Here is a 17,527-nt window from a genome sequence, read left to right on the forward strand (position 1 = left end):
CTCGAGGAGCTGGCCAACCGCATCGCCCGCGGCGCGGTCGACGGCCCGGCGAAGGTACGGCGGCTGCGCCCGGCGACCTGAGGGCCCCAGACGATCGGTGGCCGGGGGCAACGTCCGGTGGCCGCGGTTGACGTCGGGTCCGCTGGTCGGCGCCATCGTCGGCTGGGCCGCGTTCGTCCAGATCTCGGTCGCGACACCGGGAGAGACGACGGCCATCATCCAGTACGTTTCGAGCTACTGGCCGGGCCTGTTCGCCGGCGGGCGGCTCACCTCGCTCGGCCTGCTCTCGCGGTCGTGATCCTCGTCGTGTTCGTGGTGCTGAACTACTTCGGCGTGGTGCTGCCGGCCCGGGTGAACAACGTCCTGGTGGTGTTCAAGGTCCTGGTGCCCTTGGTGACGGTCGTGTTGTTCGTCGCCAGCGGCTTCGGCTCGCCCAGCATCGAAGCCGTGGTGGCTGGGCGCCGTACGGTGTGGGCGCCACGTTGACCGCCATCACCAGCGCCGGCTTGCTCTTCTCCTTCGCCGGGGTGATGACACCCGCGGTGATCTCCGGCGAAGCGCGCAACCCGCGCCGGGACGCGCCGCTTGGGATGTTCGCCGCGACCGGTGGTCGGAGTGGACTTCAGGTCGCCATTCGCAGATCGCCGTCCTGCCTGCTCAGCGGGCAGCGGCCGGCCGAGCTGCTCGCGCCCGAAGCGCTGGTGCCTGCTCCGCTCGGGTGAGACCTGGGCCCGTCGGCGGACGGCTCGCCGTACCCGGTAGTGGCGTCAGTCCATGGCGGGGTTTCGTCCCGGGGTTCAACCGTGGGTAAAAGCGATGTTTCGATAGAGTTATCTCACTTGACTCAAAGAAACCACCTGCGGCATAGGGGGTCGGGCCGCCCTGGCGGGCTACCGCGTGGTTAGAGGGACAATGAAGTGCACCATCAGAATGACCTGTGATAGCTCACTCCAGAGTGATACGGTTGCCTCAGATCGGGTTGTACCCACTCTTACCTCGTCAGGGGGCGCCATGTTGTCCGACACCCATCCGAACGCCGTGTGGCTGGCCGAGATGTACCGAGGCGGTGCGAAGATCACGGCCAATCCGAACCTCAGCGAGGAGGAGCGGCTGCGGCGACTGCAGGAGCACACCGACGAAGTGATGGGGCGGATGTCCCCGGACCTGGTGATCCACACCGGGGGCGTACGCCTGGCGGCGACCGGCGGATTGGACTTCCTTCGTCGCTACACGAAGCGGCGGGCGAGCCTCGCCGACGCCAATGTCGAACCCGTCGAGTTCGACCAGATCCTCGCCGATGACCACTACGGGATCGTTCACGGGACGTTCCGCACCACTCGCGGCGACTGGAAGTGGACCCGCGTGGGCATGGGCGCGTGGCGCTTCAAGGACGGTCTGGCCGTCGAGCACTGGGAACTCGCCGACGGGCCCACGTGGGACGAGTTCTTCCTCGCCGGCGATCCGGAGTCGTTCGCCGGATCCGCGGAGGAGTTCTGGACGCACGGCGTCTGAACGCGCCGCCCGGGCAGGCTCGCCCGGTCGGTTCGTGACGCCCGTCGGCCCGCGGCCGGCGATGGCTCCGGACAACACCTTGTCGACGTCTCGCAAGGAAGCTAGGGTAGCCAATTGATAAGATCTTCTCATTTAGGAATGGACTACCGTCGTGTATATAGTCGCAGCGACCGACCGGGTGTCGCTTGCCCAGGGCTGGCCCAGAACAGCGACGGCGGAGATCCGCCGGCTGGGGGAGGTGCCGGCCGCCAACGTCGGTGACGCGCTGGAGCGGATGACCGTCATGGACGGCGGCATCCGGCTGCTCGCCGGACGGGGGAAGCTGCTGGGCAACGCGCTGACGGTGGACGTGCGGTCGGGTGACAACCTGGCCGTCCACCGCGCGCTCGACGAAGCCCGGCCGGGAGACGTCCTGGTCGTCAACGGGCACGGCGACCTGACGCGCGCGCTGGTCGGCGATCTCATCGGCGAAATCATGGTCAACACCGGCGTCGTGGGTGCCGTGGTCGACGGTGCGGTCCGCGACGTCCAGGCGCTGTCCGAGATGGGGCTGGCCGTCTACGCGCGGGCGGTCACCCCCGCGGGGCCGTTCAAGGACGGGCCCGGCGGCATCGGTGCGCCGGTGGCGGTCGGCGGCGTGGTGGTGGCGGCGGGCGACGTGCTCGTCGGTGACGCCGACGGCGTCGTGGTCGTGCCGCGGCACCGGGTGCGGGAGGTCGTCGACGCCGTCGACGGGATCGGCGAGAAGGAGGACGCTCTGCGCAAGCGCATCCTCGCCGCGCGTCCCGGCGGTGCGGTGATGGCTCGATGACCGCCGTGCTGCCCGCTCGCCGGCTCGAGGAGCTGCGGCGGTTCTCGCGGCGTCCGGCGCTGACCCCCGCGCCGCCGGGTGCGGTCTCCCTCGCCATGGGCGAGCCGGACTTCCCGACCCCGCCGCCCGTGGTCGAGGCTGCCGTGGCCGCCCTGCGCGCCGGGGATCACCACTACGCCGACCAGAAGGGCCTGCCGGAACTGCGCGCGGCTCTCGCGCAGCGGTTGCCGGCGTACCCCGGCCGGACATGGAGCGCTGACGACCTCCTCGTCACCCACGGCGCCACCGGTGCGCTGGCAGCGGCGGTGCTCGCGCTGGTCGGGCCCGGCGACCGCGTGGTCATCCCGGAGCCCGCCTACTCGTTGTACGCCGACCTGGTCGTCCTGGCCGGTGGCACGGTGGATTTCGTCCCGCTCGGCCAGGACCTGCACTGGGACCTCGACGCGCTGGCCGCCGCGCTTCCCGGTGCCGCCATGGTGATCTTCTCGAACCCGTCGAACCCGACCGGCATCGTGCACCACGAGCGGGAGCTGAAGGCCCTCGGAGACCTCCTCGACGGCTCGGGCACCCTGGTCGTGAGCGATGAGGCGTACCACCGCCTGGTCTACCCGGGGTACGAGGCGATCTCGGCGCTGGCGGTCGAATCGCTGCGGGACCGGACGGTCTACGTGCAGACGTTCTCGAAGACTTACGCGATGACGGGCTGGCGGGTGGGGTACCTGACCGGCCCGCGCGCGGTGGTGGACGCGGCGGCCCAGGTGCACCGGACCCTCAACGGTTCCGTCAACACGGCGGTCCAGCGCGCCGCCCTCGCCGCCCTTGCCCTGCCGGACGACGTCGTGCGCACCATGGTCGACACCTACCGGCGGCGTCGTGAGCTGGTGACGGCGCGGCTGTCGGGCGTTCGCGGCCTGCGCCTGGTTCCGCCGGAGGGCGCGTTCTACGGGTTCCTCCACTACGAGGCCGGCCGCCCTTCGCAACAGGTCGTCCGCGAGCTCGCGGAGCGGAAGGTGCTGGTCAGGGCGGGTGCGGAGTACGGACCCTCCGGCGAGGGGCACATCAGGATCTCGTTCGCGGCGGCCGAGGACGACCTGCGGACCGGACTGGACCGCATCGTCGGCCACCTCGGCGTCCCCGGCCCGTGACCGACCGCGGCGGTGGACGACGCGGTGATCGAACGCGTTACCCTTTGCCGGCACTTCTACGAGGCGGAGGAGACCGTGTCCGATCAGCAGCCCGCCCCGCGTGGGGGGCGCAAGTTGCGCAGTGACACCCGCCGCAACCGCCGGCGTCTCCTCGAAGCCGTCGGTGAGCTCGCCAGGGAGGCACCCGACGAGCTGACCATGCAGGCGGTCGCGTCGCGTGCGGAGATCGGCCCGGCCACGGCCTACCGCTACTTCTCCTCGATGGAGGAGGTGCTCGCGGCCTACGTGCTCAGCGTCGTCGAAGAGCTCAGCGACTTCACCGCGGCCTCCACCGCGCAGGGTCGGCCGCTCTTCGAGGCCGTGGCGGACAAGTGGGTGGACCTGCTCTGCGACCACGGCCCGGCGCTGGTCCAGCTGCGGTCCCGGCGCGGCTACCTCGAGCGGCTCCACGACGGCAACGAGATCATCGTGACCATGCGGGACGCCTGGAGCGAACCCGTGCTGGGACTGCTGAGGGACCTCGGCCTCTCCGAGGACCTGATCGAGGACGCCCTGTTCCTCAACAACATGATGTTCGACCCGCGTGAGGTCCTGGACCTGCTGCAAGGCAGGCGCCTGTCGCGCCGGGAGGTCATCACGCGGCTGACCGAGGCGTACTGCGGCGCGCTGCGCGGCTGGGCGCGGGTCGGCTGACGCGCGCGCCGCTCGCGTGACGCCGTTCGCCGAGCCGCACCCGTGACCCGCGTTCCGGCCGCGGTAACTCCACTTCGGACAATCTTCGTCCAGCCATTCTCTATTGCCCACAATCTGGTAGAGTCGTCTCAAATCGTATATCAGTTACACTTCGCGTTGGCGAGGAGCGGCGTTGTCATCAGGAGCAGGGAAGCCCGGAGCCGAGGAAACGGCCGGCCGGACCGAGGTCGCCACGCGGATGGCGGAGGCGGCCGGTGCCTGGCTCGACTCCCTCGATCCCGGCCAGCGCGAGATGGCGGTCGGACCGCCGCCTGCCGCCGGTGATGAGTCCGAGGTGGAACGCACCCGGTGGTACTACACGCCCACCGACCACGGCGGCCTGACCTTCCACGAACAGCGTCCGGCCCAGCACCGGTTGGTCATGCGCCTGGTCGCGAGTGGACTGTCCGAAGCCGGCTACACCACCGTTGCCACCATCCTCGGCCTGGAGAACGTGCTCGACCGTGTCGAGGGCTTCTCGGTGAACTGGGGGAGGGAGCGCACCCGCGATCCCGGCGAGTACTACCTGCGGGTGTTCGGTGAGCCCGGTGGACCGCGGCCGTGGGGGTGGCGGTTCGGCGGCCACCACGTCTCGCTCAACTACCTCGTGGTGGACGGGCGGATCGCCGCGTCCACCCCGAACTTCCTGGGTGCCGATCCGGCCGCGGCACCGCTGCTGGGCGGCGCGGCGCTGCGTCCGCTGGGGAGCGCCGAAGACCTGGCACGGGAACTGGTCCGGTCCCTGCACCCCGAGCTGGCCGCCCGCGCGGTGCTGCTGCCCCGCCCGCCGAACGACGTCGTGACGGGCAACAGCGCCCGGGTCGCGGACCGCGCGGTGAAGCGCGCCGAGCTGTGGCGTCCCGGGCACCACGTCCCCGATCGCGCCGAGCAGCCGGTCACCGGCCTCGACGGTGCCGACCAGCGTGCGCTGGCCTTCACCCCGGCTCCCCGGGGCGTCGCGGGCAGCGAGCTCGACGCCGCGCAGCGGGAGCTGCTGCGCGGCCTGCTGGGCACCTACCTCGACCGGGTTCCCGAGGGGGTGTCCCCGCTGTCCCGGTACGACGACCCGGCGTCGCTGGACGCCGTGCACCTCGCCTGGGCCGGCTCCACCACGGCGGGCGAACCGCACTACTACCGGCTGCAAGGCCCCCGGTTGCTCATCGAGTGGACGAACGTCCACCGCGGTGCCAACCACGCGCACGCCGTGTGGCGGGACCCGGAGACCGACTTCGGCGGCGACGTGCTGGCCGACCACCACGACGCGCACCACCAAGCCACCACGTACCGCCGTTGAACGGAGTCCGACGTCCATGGCCGGTTCACCACCACCGATCGACGCCTTGCCCCACCCGACGCGTCCCACGCTCCGCGGATCCTTCGGCATGTGCGCGTCGACGCACTGGCTGGCCTCCGCCACCGCCCAGTCCGTGCTGGAGCGCGGGGGCAACGCGTTCGACGCGGCCACGGCGGGCGCCTTCGTGCTGCACGTGGCCGAACCCCACCTGAACGGTCCGGGAGGTGACCTCGTCGCCGTGCTCGCGACCGCGACGGACCCGTCCCCGCTTGTGCTGGCCGGCCAGGGCCACGCCCCGCGAGGGGCCACGATCGACCACTTCCTGGCCGAGGGCTTGGACCACGTTCCCGGCACCGGCGCGCTGGCCGCCGCCGTCCCCGGCGCCGTCGACTCCTGGCTGTGGCTGCTCGCCGAGCTCGGCACCTGGGAGCTCGCCGACGTCCTCGCCTACGCGATCGGCTACGCGGAGCGCGGCGTTCCGGTCGTACCCCGGCTGGCCCACGTCCTGTCCACAGTGGAGGATCTGTTCCGCACCCACTGGCCGACGTCGTTCGCGTTGTGGATGCCGGGAGGAAGCGTTCCGCAGCCGCACAGCACGCTGGCGAACCCGACCTACGCCCGGACGCTGCGCAGGCTGAGCGCCGCGGCCACCGGCGAGACGAGGACGGCCAGGATCCACTCCGCCCGCGACACCTGGCGAACGGGGTTCGTGGCGGCGGAGGTGGCCGAGTTCGCGAAGGTGCCGCACCGGCACTCCTCCGGTGGCGACCACGCCGGGGTGATCACCACGGCCGACTTCACCGACTTCACCCCGTCGCTCGAACCCGCGGTGACCGCGGAGTTCCGCGGGACCACGGTGGCGAAGGCCGGCCTGTGGTCCCAGGGTCCCGTGCTGTTGCAGGCCCTCACCGTGCTCGACCACTTCGACGACGAGCAGATCGATCCGTCGACCGCCCGGGGGATCCACACGATCACCGAGGTCGTGAAGCTCGCCATGGCGGACCGGGAGGCGTACTACGGCCACCTGGCCCCGGGAGACGCGGAGCCCGTGGTGCGCCGTCTGCTGTCCCGCCGGTACAGCGAGGAACGCGCCGGCCTCGTCGGTGAGGTCGCGTCGACCGAGTTCCGGCCCGGCGACATCGGCATCGCGCCGTACGTCCCCACCCTGGTCGCCAGGCGACACGCCGACCTGGCCGACGGGGTCGGGGAACCCACCGTGCAGCACACCGGGGAAACGCGGGGCGACACCTGCCATATCGACGTCGTCGACCGCTGGGGGAACATCATCTCCGCCACCCCGTCGGGAGGCTGGCTCCAGTCGTCGCCCGCGGTGCCGGAACTCGGTTTCGCGCTGGGTACGCGGCTCCAGATGACCTGGCTCGACCCCGCCGCCCCGGCACGCCTGGCGCCGGGACGACGACCTCGCACGACGCTGAGCCCGACCCTGCTGCTGCGCGACGGCCTGCCGGTGGCGGCGCTGGGCACCCCGGGAGGTGACCAGCAAGACCAGTGGCAGCTGCCGTACCTGCTGCGCACGCTCGTGTTCGGCCTCGACCCGCAGGAGGCGATCGACGCGCCCACGTTCCACACCACCGCGGTGGTGAGCTCGTTCTGGCCGCGGACCTGGACGCCGGGTGGGCTGGTGGTGGAGGAACGAGCGGGTGCGGCGGTGGTCGCCGAGCTGGCCGCCCGCGGCCACGACGTGACCGTCTCCGGACCGTGGAGCCAGGGCCGGCTGTCGGTCGTCACCCGTGATCCGGGCACCGGTGTCCTGCGCGCGGCGGCGAACCCTCGTGGTGCCCAGGGTTACGCGGTCGGGCGATGACGGGCTCCGCGACCGCGCGCCGGCCCGTGCGGTGGCAGGTGACCCCGGTGCACCTGATGCTCGCGCTCACCTTCACGACCGGTGTCGTCGACGCCGTCGGGTACCTGCGCCTGGACCGGGTGTTCGCGGGCAACATGACGGGCAACGTGGTCATCCTCGGGATGGCGGCGGTGGCGGGGACGGAGCTGCCGGTGCTCGGCCCGGCCGTGGCGCTCCTGTCATTCCTCGCCGGCGCGGCCGCGGCCGGCCGGGTGCTGCGGACCGCCGCCCCTGGCTGGAGCCGCCCGCACACCGGGCTGCTGGGCGGCGCCGGCCTGCTGCTGGCCGCCACGGCGCCCGGCGTGGCCGCCATCGGGACCGGCGCCACCGCGACCCGTGCGGTGCTCGCGGCGTCGCTCGCGCTGGCCATGGGGGTGCAGGCGGCGACGGCCCGCCACCTGGCGGTCAAGGACGTGACCACCGTCGTCGTCACCTCCACGCTGACCGGGCTGGCGGCGGACTCCCGGCTGGGAGCGGGCCGCCGTCAAGGGACGAAACGGCGAGTGGCGGCCGTCGCCCTCCTCGTCGTCGGAGCGGTCGCCGGTGCGGCTTTGTGCCAGGTGCACGCGGAAATCGCCGTGGCGGTAGCGGCGGCGGTCGTCCTGGTGGTGAGCGGTGTGGGCCACGCGTCCGTCCGTTCCGCCGCCGACAGCACCACGCGCACGGCAGGCGTTTCACCCACCCGGAACCGACCAGAAGGACCGTCATGACCGAAGCTGCGTCACCTCCGGTGACCATGGGCAAGCCCGCTCTCGTAGCGCTCAGCGCGCTGGCGCTCGCCACCGGCGCCCTCGAGTCGGTGGTGACACCGACCCTCCCGCTCCTGCAACGCGAGCTCGGTATGAGCCCCGCCGAAGGAGCGCTGCTCAGCATCGTGCTCCTCATCACCGGCGCGCTCATCACCCCGATCGCCGGCAAGCTCGGTGACCGCTACGGCGGAAAACCGGTGCTGATCAAGCTGATGTCCGTGGTCAGCGTCGGTGGCCTGGTGTCGGCCCTCGCCCCGAACCTTCCCGTGCTGCTGTTCGGCCAGGTGCTCCAGGGCGCGATGGTGGGTGCGCTGCCCCTGTCGTTCATCCTCGTGCGCAAGCACCTGCCCGCGGGGGATGCGAAGGTCGCCATCGGGTGGGTCAGCGGGCTCTTCGTCGGCGGCGGCATGGTGGGCACGCTGACTGCAGGTCCCGTGGCCGAGCAGTTGTCCCGGCACTGGATGTTCGCGCTGCCCACGATCGCCGTCATCGTGTCGACCATGGCCTTGAACCGGCTGATGCCGCGCGATTCCCCCGGCCGCTCCGAAGGCGCCAGGATCGACTGGCCCGGCTTCGCCCTCCTGAGCGCAACATTGGTCACGCTCATGCTGCTGCTCGCTCTGGCATCTGACGTTGCCTCGAAGCCACTCGTGGTCGTCGGCCTCGTCGTGCTGCTGGCGGCGTTCACGGCGGGATGGGTGGCCGTCGAACGCCGTTCGGCCGCGCCCATGGTCGACCTGCGCATGCTGGCCCAGCCCGCCGTGTGGAAGTCGTGCCTGCTGACGTTCGTCATCTGCGTCGGCACCGCGTGTGCGGTCTACCTGGTCCCGCAACTGTTCGCCGTCTCGGGCGACGGCTACGGTTTCGGTGCCGGTGCCACCCTGATCGGGTTCTACCTCCTGCCGGGAGCCGTGGCCGCGTCACTGGCCGGGCCGCTCGGCGGGATCGGGACGCGCCGGTTCGGCTCGCGTGCCGTGGTCACCACCGGCGCCGTCATGATGGCCGTGGCCCTGCTCGCCCTGGCCGCCGTGCACACCGAGGTCTGGCACCTCATCGTCGCCAAGGCGCTGATCGCGCTCGCGAACGGCCTGTGCGTCACGGCGATGGTCAGCAGCACCGCCACCTCCGTCGACCAGGGCGACACCGGCATCGCCACCAGCCTGGTCCTGGTGACGCGGGTGCTCGGCTTCGCGGTGGGTGTGCAGTTCAGCGGCGCCGTGCTCACCGCGGGCATCCCCGCCGGGTCCGAAGTCCCCGCCGAGTCGGCCTTCGTCATCGGCCTCGTCATCGCCGGCGTCGTCACCGCGCTGGCCCTGCTGATCACCCGCACCATGCGCAAAGGAGTCACGGAATGATCCGCACCGACCGAGCAGGTCTGCCCACCACGCCCCGGCGCACGGTCCTGATCTCCGGGGCGAGCGTCGCGGGTCCGGTGCTCGCCTTCTGGCTGCACCGCTACGGGTACGAGGTGACGGTGGTCGAGAAGGCGAGCGCGCCGCGCAGCGGTGGCTACCCGATCGACATCCGCGGCACCGCGCTCGAGGTCATCCGGAGGATGGGAGTCCTCCCGCGGTTGCAGGACGCGCACATCGACCTGCGCCGGCTCACCTTCCTCCACAGCGACGGCAGCGAGGTGACCTCGCTGCACCCCCACGCCATCACCGGCGGCGTGGAGGGACGCGACCTGGAGGTCCGGCGCGGCGACCTGACGGAGGCGCTCCACGCGGCGGTCCGCGACGACGTGGAGTTCCTGTTCGACGACTCGATCCGCACCCTCGAGCAGCACGGCCACGGGGTCGACGTCCGCTTCCACGGCGGCGGCGCCCGCACGTTCGACCTGGTGCTCGGCGCCGACGGCACCCACTCGCAGACCCGCGAGAGGCTCTTCGGCCCGGAGGAGCAGTTCCACCGCTACCTCGGCTACTGCTTCGCCGTGTTCACCATGCCCAACACCTTCGGACTCTCCTACGAGACCGTCATGTGGAACACCCCCGGCCGGGCCGCGGCGCTGTACGCCGTCGGAGACGACGAGGTGCACGCGTTCCTGAACTTCGCCCAGCCGGAGCCGCCGTTCCACGCGTTCGGTGACCCGGCGGCCCAGCGGGACCTGCTCACCACGGTCTTCGCCGACGCCGGCTGGGAGGTCCCCGGCATGCTCGCCGCCGCACGCGACTCGAGCGACCTGTTCTTCGACGCGGTCAGCCAGATCCGCATGCCCCGCTGGTCGAGCGGCAGGGTCGCGCTGGCGGGCGATGCCGCGTACGCACCCTCGTTCCTCACCGGCCAGGGCACCAGCCTCGCACTCGTCGGCGCCTACATGCTCGCCGGCTCACTCGCCGGCCGCGACCACGCCGAGGGCTTAGCCGCCTACGAGGAGAGCACCCGCGGTTTCGTGACCATGAACCAGGACCTGGTCGGCAGGGGCAGCGCCACGCTCTTCCCGGTCACCGCCGACGCGCTGCAACAGCGCAACGACCGACTGCGCAGCCTCACCGCCGTGCCGCCCAAGGAAGGACGACCGGCTCACTCGGCACTCACCCTGCCCGAGTTCGCGCTCGCGACCTGAGCCTGCCCGCGAGCGACAGCGGACACCGCCGTGTGCTGACGGTGCTGGCGTACGTCAACGCTCGAGGCCGGAGCACCACAGAGGTCGCAAGAGCAAGTCGGCTTGGAGACCGGGGCACACGGCGCCACTCCGGCGGCCCCTGGACGCCGGCCACGTGTTCGTGACGAACTCGGCGTCGGGCTCGATGTCGGTGATCGACATCGTGACGAACACGGTGGCGACGACCGTGCCGGTGGGCAGCGAGCCGGAGGGGCTGGCCGTGACGTCCTGACCGGGCGGGTTTGGACGTCGCGGCAGCGCCGCGACGACGTCGTCGAGCAGCCCGGCCAGCTCGGCGGGCCGGGCCAGGAACGGTGAGTGGCTGCCGGGCAGGTGGCGGACGACGTCCGTCAGCTCCTCCTCGATGGCGCGCTTGACGATCGGTTCGGGCATGGCCCGGTCGTCGTCGCAGACGATCAGCGCGGAGGGGGTGTCGCGCCAGGCTTCGCGGGTCAGCTGCTCGGTGAACGCCTTGGCGCTCTGGGGCCGCAGGTGCGCGACCGCTTCCGCGGCCAGGCCGGCGGGAACGTCGTGGTAGAGAGCCGCGTGCGGATCGGCACCGGGCACGAACTCCGTCTCCGGTGGGAACCAGGGGCCGCCCAGCGGGGAGACGAAGGATTCGCCCGCCTTCAGCACGTGTGCTGAGAGGTAGACGAGCGCGCGGACGTTCGGTGCCGAGGCTTCGGTGGCGGGGATGCCGCCGTAGGAGTGCGCGAGCAGGGTCACCGGGCCGTCGATCGTGGCCAGGTGCGCTTCAATGGCGCGGGCGTCGGCGTGCATCCCGGCGGCGGGGTCGCCGGCGGTGCTCGGCAGGTCCAACGTGGACACGGTCCAGCCGCGGCCGGCCAGTTCGGGCAGCAGCGGTTCCCAGCACCAGGGTCGGTGCCAGGCGCCGGGCACGAGCACCAGGTTCTTCGGTTCGGGCATTTCGTCCTCTTTCAGGAGGTGAACAGGGTCCAGGTTTCGGCGTGTCCGAAACCCATTTCTTCGTAAAGCGGGACGCCCAGCGGGCTGGCGTGCAAGAAGGCCGTTCGCGCACCGAGGGCGTAGGCCTCGCGCAGCACGGCGGCGGAACTGCGGTGGCACGCCGATGTTGAACACGCCGACCACGTCGTCCACGAGGACGCCGAACGAGGTCGCGACGGGCGTGTCGCCGACTTCGGCGACGTAGGCGCGCATGGTGGGGTGGTCGAGCACGGACGGCCGGGCGAACGCGGTGAACAGCGGGTCCGGCACCTCGTACCCGGCGGCCATCGTCGTCAGGTAAAGCTCACTGTCCACACTGGATATCCGCCGGACCTCGACGTCACCCGCCGGTTCGCGCGTGTCGCGGGTGTCGAGGTCCTTGAGCATGAACGGCAGGTGCATCCGCTGGGTCAAGCCGTGTGCTGCGGCGGTGGCGGTGATCGGGTCGGCCACCCGCTCGCCGCGGACCTGGATGCTCCACGCGACGGCGGTCAGCCGCTCCGACCCGGTGAACTCGGCGATCTCGCCGGGGTCGGGGTCGGCGGCGATGCCGATGACGCCGTTCAGATGGGGCATCGGGGCGGCGGTGATCAGTTCGGCGGTGACGGCGGGGCCTTCGCGGTAGTAGCCGCCCGGTCCCGGCTCGGGCTGAAGCGGGCGCCGGGGGCGCCCGCGCACGCCGTCGTCTTCGCCACGACACCGGCGTTCGCGGTCCGCGAGCCACTGCCCGGCATCGACCTCGATGCCGTCACCCCGGGCCCCGGTGCCGGGGTGGTCCTGTGGCTGGGCGCCGACGACGCGCAAGCGCTGCACGACCGGCTGGCCGCCGACGGCGTCCCGATCACGGCGGCCCCCTTCGACGGCCCGTTCGGGCGCACGTTCACGTTCACCGACCCCGACGGCTACGCCATCACCGTCCACGACCGCGCCTGAACCGTGCCGCACCCACCGAAAGGGTCTCTTCGGATGACGTCGACCGACTTCTCGGGAGCCACGGCCCTGGTGACCGGCGCCACCAGCGGAATCGGGCGCGCGGTCGCGCTCGCGCTCGCCGGAGCCGGCGCCCACGTGATCACCGGCGGCCGGGACGCCGAGCGCGGCGACGCGGTGGTCTCGGCGATGCGCCGGGCCGGCGGCAAGGCCGAGTTCCTCGGCGACGCCGGCGCCGTGCGCGCACTGGCCCGTGAGGCCGCCGAGGTCGGCGGCGGACGCGTCGACGTCCTGGTCAACAACGCTGCCGCCTATCCGGCTCCCGCATCGACGGCCGAGGTCCGCGAGGACGACTTCGACTCCGTGTACGCGGTGAACGTCCGGGCGCCGTTGCTGCCTGGTGGCCGAACTGGATCCCGCGATGGCCGACCACGGTCAGGGAGCCATTGTCAATGTCCTGAGCATGGTTGCCCGGTTCGGAATGTCCGGGTTCGCTGTCTACGGCTCCAGCAAAGCCGCGTTGATGTCGCTGACCCACGCATGGGCAGCCGAATACGGGCCCCGCGGCGTACGGGTCAACGCGGTCAGCCCGGGCCCCGCCCGGACTGAAGGGACCGAGGGGTTCGGGCCAGGACTCGACCGCATGGCCGCCGCCGCTCCGGCCGGCCGGAGCGGCGGCGCCCGAAGAGATCGCCGCCGCCATCGTCTACCTCGCCGGTCGCGACGCGAGTTTCGTCCACGGTGCAGTCCTTGACGTGGACGGCGGCCGCCACGCGACCTGACCACTGGCCGGCGTCGCGGCCCGCGCGATGGGCAGCCGGTACGGGACACCTCTCACCCGGTTCCATCGCAGGGGATACGGCCTCCCGCCGCCGGTTTGCGAGGATGGCCCGTGTGCTCGCGCCGCGGGAGTGGACGGTGGCGTCGAGGCCGTCTCCGGGTGCTGGGTGGAGCGTGAGATCGCCGCCGGCGGCGCGGGCGAACCGAGCGGCGATGGCGACGCAGCTGCCGAAGCGGAGGCCGCCGGGTTCGCCGTTCGCTTCCTGGACCGCCGCCGATGACGGTGTGGTCGAGAGCGCAGCTGCCGGGCCGCTTCAACCTGATGCAGGCCGCATCGCGTGGGTTCGGCGAGGCGGGACGATTCCGCGCAGTCGGCAGATAGGGCGCGGCGGCCTGCTGCGATGACCCGTACTATCCGGCACCGCCCCGACGGTGCGGCGTGGTCATCCCGGCAGGCCGCCGCCGGTCCCCGAGACCCCGCGTCCCGAGTACTGGTGAGCTACCCACGCGACTGAGGCACTCAACTGTCCCGGCACGCATTCGTCGAGTCGACAGCGTGGTCACGGCCCGGGGCGACCACCCCGGAGAACCCCGAGGACACAGCACCGGACAAGGCGGTGACCCTCAGGAAGGGCTGACCGCGCGGGGCTCCGCAGCACCGACCGACGCAGGGACATCCGCTTCGGCGCCCACCGGGACCAGTGCGCAGTTCGTCAACGTCGCGCGATCACCCAGGTCTTGGCCGACGTAGTAGCCGGAGGACACGAGGAAGCTGTGGTAGACCGCGCCCGCCGGTCCCCGCCAGTAGTCGTTGTGCAGCTCGCCGTCGATGATGGCGAACCTCGCCGTGTACGCCGAGGCCCGGTAGTACCAGCCGGTCGCCTTGAGGCACAGGTGGTTGCCGTCCTCCTTGATCAACCACTTCGACCAGCCCCGGTCATCGGTGTCCTCCAGCTTGAACTGGCAGGCGCCGGCGACGTCAGGACGCATGACGATGTAGTCCCAGAAGGACTGGGTCGCGTTGGGGCCCAACGGGCAGAGGTACCCGACGAGGTCCTGCCCGGACTCGCTCAGGTAGTGCGCGCGCAGGTAGTACCAGCCATCGGAGTCGGCGGCGGCCACCGTCCCGGCGGGCAGAGGCAGGGGTTCGCCCTCGAGGACGAGCGGCTGGTCGTCCTCGGATGGTGACCTTTGCGGATCCAACATAGACGTCAGCCTTTCGAAATCCAGCTGAGCGGAGGGCACGCGGAAATCGGTGGCACGGCTGACGGTTCTGCTCGGCGTCCCGTCCTGCTTGCCGTTCCCGATGGCCAATTGCGAGAGTGGACTCGAGCCCTCATCCGGGGCAAGGTGCGCCCGCGCTCGTCACCCGCGCGTGGCGCCGAGCGGTTGGCGCCACACCACACATGCTTCTGTCAAGAGCGGTTGGACCCCATGTTGAGCGCGTGCAGATCGACGGTCCTGAGCCCGGTGCCCCCCGCAACCACTCCAGCAACGCCGAGGTCGTCGCTCGCGCGTACCCCTGCCCTGTCGTCACCGTCGACGACGAAAGCGCCGAACCCTCCACGCCCGCGAGTTGATCAGCGCAGTGTGCGACATCGCGCCGGGCCCATTCCGCATCCATGAGACCGGGGTCGCAGCCCATCTGGACGAGGATGAGCAGCCGCAGCCGGGTCCAAGCCCCAGGCATCGTCGGCTCCAGCGCGACAGGCACCGATCACGTGGCCGTCCGCGGCCGGATCATCAGCGCCTGCGCTGGTTCCGGGCTCGATGCTCGATCGGGTCCGATATTCGTATTCGCCATCGATTGTCCACTGTGGATCTCCGCCGATAGCGCCCGCGATCAGCAATGCGATGTCGTCGTTGTCGCATTCCAGTACCACTTGCAACCGCACCACAGCCCGCCGTTGCCTCCCTGGCAGCGTCGGGCGGATCAGCCACGGCCCGGCTGTCGCGAGCACCCGGCGCGGCGGTCCGTCGCCGATCGCGACCGTGGTCGGCAGGCAGCCGCGTTCACCGCGTTCGCTGCAGTGCACGACGGTGCCGACCGCGTCGAGGACGGACATCGAAGCCGGGCGAGACGGCACGAGCGCCGGCGACGGGGCGGGCAGGCGACCCGGCCGCGGTCGCTCTTCGAGCATCGGAGCCAGTGGTGCGGGTGGCTTTGTCGAGGATCTTGTGGCTGGTGTCAGGGTAGCAGCCCGGCGCCGTCGTCAGCGCCTGGCTCGGCGTGGCCCGAGTGGCCGGTCGTGGCGTTCAACACCGCCGTGAGCGCCGCAGTGGACTACCCGGTCGACCCGGGTGCACCCGCCTTCGCGCTGCGCGCGCTCGCCGAGCAGCATGGTGTCGCGGTGCGGGCGCCGAGGAGATCCTGCTGGAGCTCTGCGACCACCTCGTCGAGGCTGCCACCACCGCGCCGACCTTCTGCGTCGGCGTCCCGGTCGGGCCGTCCCCGCTTGCGAAGGCATGCGGCCACGACAGTCGGCTGGCGCAGAAGTGGGACCTGGTCATCGGCGGCAGCGAGATCGCCGCAGCCTACACAAGGAACGGTTCGCCCTCGAAACCGGTCAGTGCCTGGACGCCCCGCGCTTGGCGACGATGCCTTGTGCACAGGTGGTCAATGACCGAATGATCATCATCCATGATCAACAACGTGTGGACGGTGCAGACGACGACCGAGGACCTCGCGCGGCCGTCGGCGCTGCCTCCGTTCGACGCCGAGCTTGCCGGCGTGGATCGGGACGCCTGGCTGCGCCGGGTCGGTTTGGAGCCTGGAACGCCGTTTCTGATCTCGCCGACGTTCGAGTACGACGTGACGTTGAACGACTTCTTCCGCTCGCCCGGCATGCGGGCGAAGGCGGAAACGACGCAGGCCGGCTACGCCCGAGATCTGGCGGGCTTCTTGACGTTCCTGTGGTCGGCGCGCGGTCGGACGGCGTGGCGGGACGCCGTCGAAGAGGACCACTTGGCGTATCTGGCGTGGCGGCGCCGGGATCCGGCCGGCCCGATGGTTGCCGGTGCGACGTGGGATCGGGAAGTCGCTGCAGTCGATGCCTTCTACCGCTGGGCAGTTCGACACGGGCACATGGTCACCGGTCCCGTTCCGCAGGTTGCCCGCCGGCCGGGCCTGGGCCGCGCGCTGGGGCGGCGCACGCTCGATGAGCACCGCCCAGCCACCTACGCGCACGACACGGTGCGGGAACGGGTCGAGTGGCTGCCGCCGGCGTCCTACCGGTCCTGGCGCGACGCTGGGCTGCGTGGTTACGGCGCGGACGGGCTGCCACGGAGTGATTTTCGGGGACGGTGGGCCGCGCGCAACGCCACCTTCGCCGACCTCATGGTCCGCACCGGCCTGCGCCTGTCCGAACAGGCGTCACTGACGGTCTTCGACCTGCCGCGTCGCGGCACGCAAACGAGCGGTCATCGCCGCTTCTGGCTACCCGCCGCGATCGCGAAAGGTGGCTCCGCCCGATGGGTCTACGTCCCGATGTCGGTTCTGGCTGACGTGGAGGCTCTTGCCCGCTGGGACCGGTCAGCTGTCGTTGCCGAAGCTCGAGCGGCGGGACGGTACGCGCGGTGGAGGCGGCCGTGGGTGGTGACGGACCCGGCGGTGCCGGTCGCCCGGCGCGTCGGGGCGGGCGAGCGGGTGAAGGTGGAGCATCTGCGGCCGGCGGAGCGGCGGCTGCTGCTGGTCGAGACCGCCGACGGGCTCGAGCCGGGGATGTTCTGGCTCGGTGAGAGCGGGCGGCCGCTGACGGTGTCGGCGTGGAAGGAGACGTTCTCGACGGCGAACGCGCGGTGCGCGGCGGCCGGGATCGACCTGCGCTGCCATCCGCACATGTTGCGGCACACCTTCGCCGCGGTCACGCTGGAGCTGCTGCAACGCGGACACATCGCCGCGCTGGCCGAGCAGCGGCCGGAGCAACGCGAGCACTACACCCGGGTCTTCGGGGATCCGCTGGACTGGGTCCGGCGCCTGCTGGGCCACCGGTCGGTGACGACGACGCAGATCTACCTGCACATGCTGGCGCAGCTGGAGATGGAGACGCGGCTGGCGTTGGTGCCCGACGGCTGGGATCTGGCCGACCCGCTCGACCGCGCGGTAGAAACACGGTGACGCCCCGCGGACGTCGGCGCAC

The 17,527-nt window shown here is 71.4% G+C and carries 18 protein-coding genes and 3 pseudogenes; 18 read left to right on the forward strand and 3 right to left on the reverse strand.

Annotated features, from left to right (window positions below; genetic code table 11):
• Nucleotides 1-127 precede the first annotated feature (127 nt).
• From ABFJ78_RS46165 to ABFJ78_RS46225, 13 genes are all read left to right on the forward strand, one after another.
• A complete protein-coding gene (locus tag ABFJ78_RS46165; RefSeq protein WP_436393802.1) occupies nucleotides 128-298 on the forward strand; it encodes a hypothetical protein in 171 nt (56 codons plus the stop codon).
• On the forward strand, nucleotides 295-486 hold the full coding sequence (locus ABFJ78_RS46170) for a hypothetical protein (protein WP_436393803.1): 192 nt from the start codon (nucleotides 295-297) through the stop codon (nucleotides 484-486). The genes ABFJ78_RS46165 and ABFJ78_RS46170 overlap by 4 nt, the downstream gene beginning before the upstream one ends.
• Entirely contained in the window at nucleotides 483-722 is a 240-nt protein-coding gene (locus ABFJ78_RS46175; RefSeq protein ID WP_436393804.1) for a hypothetical protein, read from the forward strand. The genes ABFJ78_RS46170 and ABFJ78_RS46175 overlap by 4 nt, the downstream gene beginning before the upstream one ends.
• 289 nt (nucleotides 723-1,011) lie before the next feature.
• Nucleotides 1,012-1,512 (forward strand): hypothetical protein, encoded by a 501-nt coding sequence (locus tag ABFJ78_RS46180; protein WP_436393805.1) that lies wholly within the window; start codon nucleotides 1,012-1,014, stop codon nucleotides 1,510-1,512.
• Between the two features lie 151 nt (nucleotides 1,513-1,663).
• Nucleotides 1,664-2,323 (forward strand): RraA family protein, encoded by a 660-nt coding sequence (locus tag ABFJ78_RS46185; protein WP_436393806.1) that lies wholly within the window; start codon nucleotides 1,664-1,666, stop codon nucleotides 2,321-2,323.
• Nucleotides 2,320-3,468, forward strand: coding sequence for a pyridoxal phosphate-dependent aminotransferase (locus tag ABFJ78_RS46190; RefSeq protein ID WP_436393807.1), 1,149 nt, complete (start codon nucleotides 2,320-2,322; stop codon nucleotides 3,466-3,468). The genes ABFJ78_RS46185 and ABFJ78_RS46190 overlap by 4 nt, the downstream gene beginning before the upstream one ends.
• A 24-nt stretch (nucleotides 3,469-3,492) precedes the next feature.
• On the forward strand, nucleotides 3,493-4,161 hold the full coding sequence (locus ABFJ78_RS46195; protein WP_436393808.1) for a TetR/AcrR family transcriptional regulator: 669 nt from the start codon (nucleotides 3,493-3,495) through the stop codon (nucleotides 4,159-4,161).
• 172 nt (nucleotides 4,162-4,333) lie between these two features.
• Nucleotides 4,334-5,494, forward strand: coding sequence for a DUF3500 domain-containing protein (locus tag ABFJ78_RS46200; protein WP_436393809.1), 1,161 nt, complete (start codon nucleotides 4,334-4,336; stop codon nucleotides 5,492-5,494).
• 88 nt (nucleotides 5,495-5,582) lie between these two features.
• The gene (locus ABFJ78_RS46205) at nucleotides 5,583-7,319 is read left to right on the forward strand and encodes a gamma-glutamyltransferase family protein (protein ID WP_436393810.1); all 1,737 of its coding nucleotides are present in this window, start codon (nucleotides 5,583-5,585) and stop codon (nucleotides 7,317-7,319) included.
• Entirely contained in the window at nucleotides 7,316-8,068 is a 753-nt protein-coding gene (locus tag ABFJ78_RS46210; protein ID WP_436393811.1) for a YoaK family protein, read from the forward strand. The genes ABFJ78_RS46205 and ABFJ78_RS46210 overlap by 4 nt, the downstream gene beginning before the upstream one ends.
• The gene (locus ABFJ78_RS46215; RefSeq protein ID WP_436393812.1) at nucleotides 8,065-9,462 is read left to right on the forward strand and encodes an MFS transporter; all 1,398 of its coding nucleotides are present in this window, start codon (nucleotides 8,065-8,067) and stop codon (nucleotides 9,460-9,462) included. The genes ABFJ78_RS46210 and ABFJ78_RS46215 overlap by 4 nt, the downstream gene beginning before the upstream one ends.
• A complete protein-coding gene (locus tag ABFJ78_RS46220; protein WP_436393813.1) occupies nucleotides 9,459-10,673 on the forward strand; it encodes an FAD-dependent monooxygenase in 1,215 nt (404 codons plus the stop codon). Before ABFJ78_RS46215 ends, ABFJ78_RS46220 begins: the two co-directional genes overlap by 4 nt.
• A 184-nt stretch (nucleotides 10,674-10,857) precedes the next feature.
• Nucleotides 10,858-10,944: a hypothetical protein gene (locus ABFJ78_RS46225; RefSeq protein WP_436393957.1), complete on the forward strand. Its 87-nt coding sequence runs from the start codon at nucleotides 10,858-10,860 to the stop codon at nucleotides 10,942-10,944.
• Between the two features lie 65 nt (nucleotides 10,945-11,009).
• On the opposite strand, the pseudogene ABFJ78_RS46230 reads toward ABFJ78_RS46225, so the two are convergent.
• Nucleotides 11,010-12,254, reverse strand: a pseudogene (locus ABFJ78_RS46230) (alpha/beta hydrolase); the annotation flags it as partial.
• On the opposite strand from ABFJ78_RS46230, the gene ABFJ78_RS46235 reads away from it, so the two are divergent.
• The 4 genes and pseudogenes from ABFJ78_RS46235 (at nucleotide 12,246) to ABFJ78_RS46250 (ending at nucleotide 13,390) form a co-directional block, all read left to right on the forward strand.
• Nucleotides 12,246-12,611 (forward strand): VOC family protein, encoded by a 366-nt coding sequence (locus tag ABFJ78_RS46235; RefSeq protein WP_436393814.1) that lies wholly within the window; start codon nucleotides 12,246-12,248, stop codon nucleotides 12,609-12,611. The pseudogene ABFJ78_RS46230 and the gene ABFJ78_RS46235 overlap by 9 nt on opposite strands.
• 33 nt (nucleotides 12,612-12,644) lie before the next feature.
• Nucleotides 12,645-12,941 (forward strand): annotated as a pseudogene (locus ABFJ78_RS46240) (SDR family NAD(P)-dependent oxidoreductase); the annotation flags it as partial.
• Nucleotides 12,942-13,029: 88 nt separating this feature from the next.
• A pseudogene (locus ABFJ78_RS46245) lies at nucleotides 13,030-13,218 on the forward strand (SDR family oxidoreductase); the annotation flags it as partial.
• A gap of 91 nt (nucleotides 13,219-13,309) precedes the next feature.
• Nucleotides 13,310-13,390, forward strand: coding sequence for a hypothetical protein (locus tag ABFJ78_RS46250; RefSeq protein WP_436393958.1), 81 nt, complete (start codon nucleotides 13,310-13,312; stop codon nucleotides 13,388-13,390).
• A gap of 622 nt (nucleotides 13,391-14,012) precedes the next feature.
• On the opposite strand, the gene ABFJ78_RS46255 is transcribed toward ABFJ78_RS46250, so the two are convergent.
• Together ABFJ78_RS46255 and ABFJ78_RS46260 are read right to left on the reverse strand one after the other, a co-directional pair.
• The gene (locus ABFJ78_RS46255) at nucleotides 14,013-14,594 is read right to left on the reverse strand and encodes a hypothetical protein (RefSeq protein WP_436393815.1); all 582 of its coding nucleotides are present in this window, start codon (nucleotides 14,592-14,594) and stop codon (nucleotides 14,013-14,015) included.
• Between the two features lie 374 nt (nucleotides 14,595-14,968).
• Complete coding sequence (locus ABFJ78_RS46260; protein ID WP_436393816.1) at nucleotides 14,969-15,454, reverse strand: hypothetical protein; 486 nt, start codon at nucleotides 15,452-15,454, stop codon at nucleotides 14,969-14,971.
• 575 nt (nucleotides 15,455-16,029) lie between these two features.
• Between ABFJ78_RS46260 and ABFJ78_RS46265 the strand changes: the two genes are divergently transcribed.
• Nucleotides 16,030-17,505 (forward strand): tyrosine-type recombinase/integrase, encoded by a 1,476-nt coding sequence (locus ABFJ78_RS46265; RefSeq protein ID WP_436393817.1) that lies wholly within the window; start codon nucleotides 16,030-16,032, stop codon nucleotides 17,503-17,505.
• The last annotated feature ends 22 nt before the right edge of the window (nucleotides 17,506-17,527 follow it).

The sequence above is a fragment of the Amycolatopsis sp. MEPSY49 genome (assembly GCF_051337345.1).
In the GTDB taxonomy this organism is placed as follows: Bacteria; Actinomycetota; Actinomycetes; order Mycobacteriales; family Pseudonocardiaceae; genus Amycolatopsis.